This is a genomic window from Mesorhizobium sp. M7A.F.Ca.CA.003.01.2.1, from assembly GCF_003998945.1.
Taxonomy (GTDB): Bacteria; Pseudomonadota; Alphaproteobacteria; order Rhizobiales; family Rhizobiaceae; genus Mesorhizobium; species Mesorhizobium ciceri.
The window spans coordinates 1-8305 of sequence record NZ_RZRA01000124.1 but is presented as its reverse complement, the minus strand read 5'-3'; the positions used below and the strand labels follow the sequence as shown (position 1 = coordinate 8305).

Annotated in this window: 7 protein-coding genes and 3 pseudogenes; 4 read left to right on the top strand and 6 right to left on the bottom strand. The window is 62.9% G+C overall.

The genetic code is table 11. The annotated features are described in order from the left end of the window. The 6 genes and pseudogenes from EN969_RS07850 to EN969_RS07825 all read right to left on the bottom strand — a co-directional run. Nucleotides 1-521 (bottom strand): annotated as a pseudogene (locus EN969_RS07850) (succinate--CoA ligase subunit alpha); the annotation flags it as partial. A gap of 41 nt (nucleotides 522-562) precedes the next feature. Beyond that, complete coding sequence (locus EN969_RS07845; RefSeq protein WP_013528848.1) at nucleotides 563-934, bottom strand: cupin domain-containing protein; 372 nt, start codon at nucleotides 932-934, stop codon at nucleotides 563-565. Nucleotides 935-938: 4 nt separating this feature from the next. After that, nucleotides 939-2132 carry an ADP-forming succinate--CoA ligase subunit beta gene (sucC, locus tag EN969_RS07840; RefSeq protein WP_024504973.1) on the bottom strand — a complete coding sequence of 398 codons (1194 nt, stop codon included), beginning with the start codon at nucleotides 2130-2132 and terminating at the stop codon, nucleotides 939-941. Nucleotides 2133-2175: 43 nt separating this feature from the next. Next, nucleotides 2176-3144 (bottom strand): malate dehydrogenase, encoded by a 969-nt coding sequence (gene mdh / locus EN969_RS07835; protein WP_013528846.1) that lies wholly within the window; start codon nucleotides 3142-3144, stop codon nucleotides 2176-2178. 368 nt (nucleotides 3145-3512) lie between these two features. Beyond that, on the bottom strand, nucleotides 3513-4712 hold the full coding sequence (zapE, locus tag EN969_RS07830; RefSeq protein WP_027163284.1) for a cell division protein ZapE: 1200 nt from the start codon (nucleotides 4710-4712) through the stop codon (nucleotides 3513-3515). A gap of 166 nt (nucleotides 4713-4878) precedes the next feature. Further along, a complete protein-coding gene (locus EN969_RS07825) occupies nucleotides 4879-5418 on the bottom strand; it encodes a protease inhibitor Inh/omp19 family protein (RefSeq protein WP_013528844.1) in 540 nt (179 codons plus the stop codon). 278 nt (nucleotides 5419-5696) lie between these two features. On the opposite strand from EN969_RS07825, the pseudogene EN969_RS07820 reads away from it, so the two are divergent. The 4 genes and pseudogenes from EN969_RS07820 to EN969_RS07805 form a co-directional block, all read left to right on the top strand. After that, nucleotides 5697-6747 (top strand): annotated as a pseudogene (locus tag EN969_RS07820) (MBL fold metallo-hydrolase). Continuing rightward, nucleotides 6720-6881, top strand: coding sequence for a DUF1328 family protein (locus tag EN969_RS07815; RefSeq protein ID WP_013528842.1), 162 nt, complete (start codon nucleotides 6720-6722; stop codon nucleotides 6879-6881). The pseudogene EN969_RS07820 and the gene EN969_RS07815 overlap by 28 nt, the downstream one beginning before the upstream one ends. 96 nt (nucleotides 6882-6977) lie before the next feature. After that, the gene (gene dapF, locus EN969_RS07810) at nucleotides 6978-7862 is read left to right on the top strand and encodes a diaminopimelate epimerase (RefSeq protein ID WP_013528841.1); all 885 of its coding nucleotides are present in this window, start codon (nucleotides 6978-6980) and stop codon (nucleotides 7860-7862) included. After that, nucleotides 7862-8305: pseudogene (locus EN969_RS07805) on the top strand (tRNA (N(6)-L-threonylcarbamoyladenosine(37)-C(2))-methylthiotransferase MtaB); the annotation flags it as partial. The gene dapF and the pseudogene EN969_RS07805, both read left to right, overlap by 1 nt.

Here is an 8305-nt window from a genome sequence, read left to right as displayed (position 1 = left end):
ACATTGGTGGTCTGGAACACTGCCTCATAAGTAAGCGTTCCCGACCGCGAAACAACGCCGACCGAGCCCTTGCGGAAGATGTTTCCGGGCATGATGCCGATCTTGCATTCGTTGGGCGTCAGCACGCCCGGGCAGTTCGGGCCGATCAGCCGCGAGGTCGAACGGTCGAGCCTGGCCTTGACCCTGATCATGTCCATCACCGGTATGCCTTCGGTGATGCAGATGATCAGCGGGATCTCGGCCTCGATCGCTTCGAGGATGGCTTCGGCGGCGCCTGCCGGCGGCACATAGACGACGGACGCATTGGCACCGGTCTTTTCCTTGCCCTCGGCGACGGTGGCGAAGATCGGCAGGCTTTCGCCCTTCGCGCCGGTCCACGTCTCGCCACCCTTCTTGGGATGGATGCCGCCGACCATTTTCGTGCCGTGATAGGCCAGCGCCTGTTCGGTGTGGAACGTGCCGGTCTTGCCGGTCAGGCCCTGCACCAGCACCTTGGTGTTCTTGTCGACGAGGATGGACATGGGAGCCCTTTTCTAAAAACCGTTGATCGAGGAAAACATGGTCAGAGCCGCTTCAAGTCGGCGACGGTGAGGTCGCTCTTGGCGTTGCCGGTGTTGAGCGTCGTTGCCGGCTCGAACATCAGCACCACGGGCTCAACGGTGAGCGAGCGCGGCCGGTGTTCGACGCCGCGCGGCACGACGATGAAATCGCCCTCGCCGAGTTCGACCGGGCCGTCGCGGAAATCGATGGCAATACGCCCACGCAGCACGAGGAAGGCTTCGTCCTCATTGTCATGCGCGTGCCAATCGAAGACCTCGCCGAACTTGGCGACCTTCGCCTGGCTGTCGTTGACGTCGCCGGCGATATGCGGATCGAAGACCTTCTTGATCTTTTGATCCGCAGCCTCGACCAGGTTTATCTTATGCGGAGGCACCAGATCAGCCCTTCACCGCCGCCACGATCTTCTTGGCTGCATCGTCGAGATCGTCGGCCGACACCACGTTCAGGCCGCTGTCGTTGATGATCTTCTTGCCCAGCTCGGCATTGGTGCCTTCCAGGCGCACCACCAGCGGCACTTCCAGGCCGACTTCCTTGACCGCGGCAATGACGCCCTCGGCAATGATGTCGCACTTCATGATGCCGCCGAAGATGTTGATCAGGATGCCCTTGACCGCCGGATCCCTGGTGATGATCTTGAACGCCGCCGTCACTTTTTCCTTGGACGCACCGCCGCCGACATCGAGGAAGTTGGCGGGTTCGGCGCCATAGAGCTTGATGATGTCCATCGTCGCCATGGCAAGGCCGGCGCCGTTGACCATGCAGCCGATATTGCCGTCGAGCGCGACATAGGCGAGGTCGTATTTCGACGCCTCGATTTCCTTCTCGTCCTCTTCGGTGGTGTCGCGCAGTTCGAGCACGTCGGGGTGACGGAACAGCGCGTTGTTGTCGAACGACACTTTTGCGTCGAGCACGCGCAGCCGGCCGTTCTTCATGACGATCAGCGGATTGACCTCGAGCAGGCTCATGTCCTTCTCGACGAAGGCCTTGTAGAGGATCGGGAACAGCGTATCGCCGTCCTTGGCCGCATCGCCGTCGAGCTTGAGCGCGCCGTTGAGCGCCTTCAGGTCGGCTGAAGTGACACCTTTTTCCGGGTCGATGGCGACGGTGATGATCTTTTCCGGCGTGTCATGCGCGACCGCCTCGATGTCCATGCCGCCCTCGGTCGAGACGACGAAGGCAATGCGGCCGACCGAACGGTCGACCAGGATCGACAGATAGAGCTCGCGTTCGATGTCGGCGCCGTCTTCGATATAGAGGCGGTTGACCTGCTTGCCGGCCGGGCCGGTCTGCTTGGTCACCAGAGTGTTGCCCAGCATCTCGTTGGCGTTGGCGACGACATCGGCCACCGATTTCGCCAGCCGCACGCCGCCCTTGGCGTCCGGGCCGAGCTCGGTGAATTTGCCCTTGCCGCGGCCGCCGGCATGGATCTGGCTCTTCACCACATAGAGCGGGCCCGGCAGCGCCTTGGCGGCGGCTTCCGCTTCGCTCGCCTTGAACACCGGCACGCCTTCGGCCACCGGCGCGCCGAACGACTTCAGCAGTGCCTTGCCCTGATACTCATGGATGTTCATCTGTATGGTCTCCGGATCGACTGGGGGTTCACTTACTGGAGATTCATTTGGAGGCGAGTTGCGGCGCGATCTTGACGCAGGCCTCGGTCAGGCCCTGCACCGTCGCCACGGAGGAGTCGAACATCTTCTGCTCGCTCTTGTTGAGCTCGATCTCGATGATGCGCTCGACGCCGCCGGCGCCGATCACCACGGGAACGCCGACATAGGTATTCTTGACGCCATACTGGCCGGAGAGATACGCCGCACAGGGCAGCACGCGCTTCTTGTCCTTGAGATAGGCTTCGGCCATCGAGATCGCCGAAGCGGCCGGCGCGTAATAGGCCGAGCCGGTCTTGAGCAGGCCGACGATCTCGGCGCCGCCGTCGCGGGTGCGCTGCACGATCTGGTCGAGCTTCTCCTTCGAGGTCCAGCCCATCTTGATGAGGTCGGGCAGCGGAATGCCCGATACCGTCGAGTAGCGGATCATCGGCACCATGGAATCGCCGTGGCCGCCGAGCACGAAGGCGGTGACGTCCTCGACCGAGACCTTGAATTCCTCGGCCAGGAAATAGCGGAAGCGCGCGCTGTCGAGCACGCCGGCCATGCCGACGACGTGGCTGTTGGGCAGGCCTGAGAACTTCTGCAGCGCCCACACCATGGCGTCGAGCGGGTTTGTGATGCAGATGACGAAAGCCTTCGGCGCATACTTCTTCAGCCCGGCGCCGACCTGCTCCATGACCTTAAGGTTGATGCCCAGAAGGTCGTCGCGGCTCATGCCGGGCTTGCGCGGCACGCCGGCGGTGACGATACAGACGTCGGCGCCTTCGATGCCGGCATAGTCGTTGATGCCGGTGAGCCTGGAGTCGAAGCCATCGACAGGCGACGACTGCGCGATATCGAGCCCCTTGCCCTGCGGGATACCTTCGGCAATATCGAACAGCACCACGTCGCCGAGGTCCTTGAGGCCGATCATGTGAGCGAGCGTGCCGCCGATCATGCCAGAGCCGATAAGCGCTATCTTGTTGCGTGCCATGTGAGGATGTTTTCCCTTTGTCGGTGACGACGTCTCAAATCTCTGTGACTTGATGGCGGCGTCGAAGAAGAGGCCGGAATGCTGCGGGGAACCGCGAATTTTCGCCGCACCCAATAGCCCCGGCACGGAAAAAATTCAAACGATTATTTTGGCGTCAGTGTTTTCAATCGGTTAGATCATTTGGGATTTACGTAAACGTCAAAGTTTGTAAGCCGACTTGGGAGGAAATAACCGACGAAGATGGAAATCGTAAGGCTGAATGCGGGTAATGACGCCCTTGTGATGCGGGTGGCCGAGGAGGTTCGAGTTGTAGACGTTGGCATGACAGAGAGGGGCAAAGGATCGCTACCGATGCATTCCCTGGAAATTCAGGCCTGCGCCTGCTGTGCCTCTGGCGCCGGCTTCCCTTTCTGCCGCTCCGCCCAATCCTCCAGCCAGTCGCGGCTTTGCATCTCGATCAGCCGCGATGCGGTGCGCTCGAACTCGAAGACCTCCACGCCGCGCTTGGCGGCATAAAGCGCTTGCGGCGGCGCTTCGGCGCTCACCACCAGCCGCACATGATGGTCGTAGAGCGTGTCGATCAGAAGGATGAAGCGTTTGGCCTCGTTGCGCTTGCCTTCGCCGAGCACCGGGACGTGGTCGATGAAAATGGTTGAGAAGCGTCCGGCGATCGCCAGGAAATCGCGCGCGCCAAGCGGCTTTTCGCAGAGATCGGCGAAGGAGAACCGCGCCGCATCGCCTGCCGCACGCGGCACGATCACCTGCCGCCCTTTGAGGGCAATCGATGTCTCGGCGGTCGGCGCGTTGCGCGTCATGGCTTGCCAGGCCTCGTCGAGTAGCTGGTCCGCCGCCGCATCGGCCGGCGTGACATAGACCGGTGTCCGGGCGAGCTTTTCCAGCCGGTAGTCCTTGTCGGCATCGAGCGCCAGCACCTGTGTGTGCCGCTCCAGTATGCCGATGAAGGGCAGGAAAAGCTGACGGTTCAGCCCGTCGCTGTAGAGGTTTTCCGGCGCCACATTCGAGGTGGCGACCAGCACCACACCGCTGGCAAACAGCGCCGAAAACAACCTGGACAGGATCATCGCGTCGGCGATGTCGGTGACCGAGAACTCGTCGAAGCACAGCACCCAGGCTTGCTCGGCAAGGGCCTTGGCCACCGGCGGGATCGGGTCGTCCTGCTTGACGTCGCCGTTCTTGCGCGCCTGCCGGTGCTTCTGGATACGGTCCTGCACGTCCGCCATGAAGTCGTTGAAGTGGACGCGGCGCTTGCGCCGCACCGGCAGCAACTCGAAGAACATATCCATCAGCATGGTCTTGCCGCGACCGACGCCGCCATGGATGTAAAGGCCTTTGACGGCCTCATGCGTCTCGCGCTTGCGGGCGAACAGCCAGCCCAGCGCGCTCGACTTATGCGCCAGCCGCTTGGCCGAAATCTCATCGGTCAGCAGGTCGAGCGCCGCAACGATCCGTTCCTGCGCCGGATCGCGGTCGATCGTACCGGTTTCCACCAGATGCTCGTAGCGCTGCCTGACGGTCGCATGGGTCTGGAGGCCGTCACGCAGATGCATCGGTCACGTCATTTGTTTATGCATGTCGCTGTCCCGAAATCGGGGTCACTTCTGCGCGACACGCATTCGGAGGACTAAAGCGGTCGTGTCTGAACGGATTCAGACGACCCGCTTTAGATCTTTGTTTTCCCAAAACCGCGGTCACTTTTGGGCGACATGCATTAGCCTACCTTGTAAGCGAAATCGGCTGGCCGTTGGAAGTCTGGCCGTCGAATTTCGAGCCGCCCGAGGAATAGAGCCGCGCCAGCGCACCGCCACTCTCGTCATAGAGCGTCAGCTGCTTGCCGGCGACGTTCCACGACTTGACGCCGTCCATCGGCGCCGGGCAATGCAGCGGCCCAGCGCGGAAGCCGGCGCCGAATTTGGTCTGCGGTGTCGCCACCTTGCAGCTCTGGCCCGCAACGCTGGCGTTCCAGACACCGGCGACGCTGGCGGCAGTCACGTCCGAAGCGCCGGCCGGCGCCGAACCATCCGAAGGCAGCGCGGCGACCTGCGTGTTCGCAGGAGCGGTCGGGAATTGAGACGGGTCGGTGGTGCCGGGCGATGCCGGCGGCGGCAGTTGGTTCGCCGTCACCTTGCCGGCGGGCGCGGCCTCCAGCGGTGCCGGCTGCTGGTCATCCATCGAGGAGAAACGCGAGGTCGAACAGCCGCTCGCAACGAGCGCCGCCAGCGATACGGCCACCAGACCGGTTTTCGAAAAAGTCATTCCAACCTCCGTCGGATCCGGCTGGGGGGAAGCCGTCCGCACAATCTCACCCCCACCAAGATGGAGAAGGTGGCGAAATTTCAACCCGATATGGTTAAAATACAGTTTGCAGCAAGAATTGTTGCAAATTTATCGCAATCGCGGCGGCTGACCGCTTGTCGCGCGTCGCCTGGGGATCCGGTCAAAGCAGTGCAGCGCCGACATCGACGGTTGGACGCTTGCGCGAGCCGCCTTAGCGCCTATGTCTGGAAAACGAAACACCTGCCGGAGCCGCAAAATTGGCCGCGAGAAAGACAGCCGCCAATCGCTATTATAGCGGCCCGCCCAGCGACCATTTCGACGGCGCATTGTTCTTCAATCCCGACGGCCAGCCACCCGGCCGTTTCGCCGACCTGCTGAAATGGCAGTTGAATGGCCAGCGCTCGAAATGGCCGGCGAGCGATGCAAGCCCCTTTCCGCAGGCAAAGCCGGCGACAAGGGTCGAGGGCGCCGCGCTGGAAGTGACCATGGTTGGTCATTCCACCTTGCTGGTCCAGACGGCCGGTCTGAACATCCTTACCGATCCGGTATGGTCGTTGCGCGCCTCGCCGCTTTCCTTCGCCGGACCAAAACGCATCAATGCGCCAGGCATCGCCTTGCCGACCTGCCGCCGATCGACCTCGTGCTGGTCAGCCACAACCACTATGACCATCTCGACCTCGCCACGTTGAAGCGGCTGAAGGCCGGCCACGACCCGCTGGTGCTCACTCCGCTCGGCAACGACGCCATCATCGAAGCCGCCGTGCCCGGCATGCGACTGTCGGCGCATGACTGGGGCGACAGCGTCGAGATCGGCAATGGCGCCGCCGTCCATGTCGAGCCGGTGCATCACTGGTCGGCGCGTGGCGCCCGAGACCGGCGCATGGCGCTCTGGGCCGGCTTTGTCGTCGAAACGCCTGACGGCAAGCTCTATTTCGCCGGCGATACCGGCTTCCACGATGGCATCAACTACCGGCGGATGGCCGAGAAACATGGCGGTTTCCGCTTCGCCATCCTGCCGATCGGCGCCTATGAGCCGCGCTGGTTCATGGCGCCGCAGCACCAGAATCCTGGGAAGCCGTGCAAGGCATGACGCTGTGCAACGCCGCCCATGCCGCCGGCTGTCACTGGGGCACCTTCCAGCTCACCGACGAGCTGATCGACGAGCCGGCGCGCAAATTGACCGAGGCGCTTGACGATCAAGGCATCGGTTCGACGGAACCCCAGCGCTGCAACCGCGTTTTCATGTGGTTGAAATATCTGCCGGTTTGCGAGGCATTGTCATGCTCAAATGGATTATCATTCTCCTGATCGTCGCCGCGGCGGCGAGCTTGCTCGGCATGCCGGCACTGGCAGGTGCCGCGGCCACCGGTGCGCGTATCCTTATCGGCATCGTTCTGATCATCTTCCTGCTGGTGGTGCTGGGCATTTTCGCCGTCACGTAAGTCCGGCGCTTTCGCCGAGACCAAGCGGCTGCGCACTGGTAATTCCTGCCCGTTTCCGCCATATAGCGCCAAACGGACACGGAATTTTTCGGAGCAATGGCCAGCACTGCCCCTTTCGCCAAGATGAACGGCATCGGCAACGAGATCATCGTTGCCGATATGCGTGGCCGTGCCGATCGGGTGACGGCGGCGGCGGCGGTTGCGCTGAACGCCGATGCCGCGACCAGCTTCGACCAGATCATGGCGATCCATGACGCCAGGACGTCTGGCACCGCCTTTTTCATCGACATCCTGAATTCCGATGGAACCGGTGCGCAGGCCTGCGGCAATGGCATGCGCTGCGTCGTCCAGGCGCTCGCCGCCGAGACCGGCCAGAAGATCTTCACCTTCGAGACCGTGGCGGGCATCCTCAATGCGCGCGAACACGCCGACGGTTCGATCTCGGTCGACATGGGCACGCCGCGCTTCGGCTGGCAGGATATCCCGCTGGCCGAGGAATTCCGCGACACCCGCATGATCGAGCTGCAGATCGGCCCGATCGACGCCCCCGTGCTGCATTCACCCTCGGTCGTTTCGATGGGCAACCCGCACGCGATCTTCTGGGTCGACAACGACGTCTGGTCCTACGAGCTCGACCGCTTCGGTCCGCTGCTCGAGAACCACCCGATGTTCCCCGAGCGCGCCAACATAACCATCGCTCAGGTTACTTCGCCCGAAACCATGATCATCCGCACCTGGGAACGCGGCGCCGGCCTGACCAAGGCCTGCGGCTCGGCCTCCTGCGCGGCCGTGGTGGCCGCGGCCCGCACCAACCGGACCGGCCGCAGCGTCAGTCTGTTGACGCCAGGCGGCGGCACGCTGCATGTCGAATGGCGCGACGATGACCACGTGGTCCTGACCGGCGCCGCCGAATGGGAATTTTCCGGCAACTTCGACCCGTCGATCGGGACATGGGCCCGCGACACTGAAAGCGCGGCCTGATGTCCGCTCTGCCCAAGAGCCCGGTGTCCCCGGGGATCGATGTCGTCACCTTCGGCTGCCGGCTCAACACCTATGAATCGCAGGTGATGCGGCGCGAGGCTGAAAGTGCGGGCCTCGGCGCGTTGGAAGGTGGCGCCGTGATCTTCAACACCTGCGCCGTGACAGGCGAAGCAGTGCGCCAGGCCAAGCAGGCGATCCGCAAGGCGCGCCGCGACAACCCGCAGGCGCGCATCATCGTCACCGGCTGCGCCGCGCAGACCGAGCCTGAAAAATTCGCCGCCATGGACGAGGTCGATCTCGTGCTTGGCAATGAAGAGAAGCTGAACGCGAATTCCTACCGCGCGCTGCCGGATTTCGGCGTCAACGACACCGAGAAGGCGCGCGTCAACGACATTTTTTCCGTACGCGAGACCGCAGGTCACATGGTCGACGCCATCGAGGGC